Below are 285 nucleotides of genomic sequence, written 5' to 3'. Positions count from 1 at the left end.
TTTTCGCGTTCGCAACTCACCATCAATAGAAATCAGACTACCCTTGCTGCCATAAGAAACAAGTGTCTCCGCCAGTTTGCCCCAGAAAATAACATTGAGAAAATCTGCTTCACGCTCACCATTTTCTGTCTTAAATCGGCGATTGACTGCGACAGTTACACGAGTCAAATTTTTGCCAGTTGGTGTTTGAGTGAGTTCAGGTTGGGCCGTCAAGCGACCGATTAAAATTGTTTTATTATACATATTATATCCTCCTACTTATCTATTCGTAGAAGGATTAGAAAA

1 protein-coding gene is annotated in these 285 nt (G+C 40.4%); it reads right to left on the bottom strand.

Annotated features, from left to right (window positions below; genetic code table 11):
- On the bottom strand, nucleotides 1-243 hold a 243-nt coding region (gene ssb / locus C1G53_RS12255), incomplete at its 3' end, for a single-stranded DNA-binding protein (RefSeq protein WP_153046733.1).
- Nucleotides 244-285 lie beyond the last annotated feature (42 nt).

The organism is Streptococcus suis (assembly GCF_002960445.1).
In the GTDB taxonomy this organism is placed as follows: Bacteria; Bacillota; Bacilli; order Lactobacillales; family Streptococcaceae; genus Streptococcus; species Streptococcus hyiners.
The sequence above is the reverse complement of the archived record's forward strand: the minus strand, read 5'-3'. Positions and strand labels throughout refer to the sequence as shown.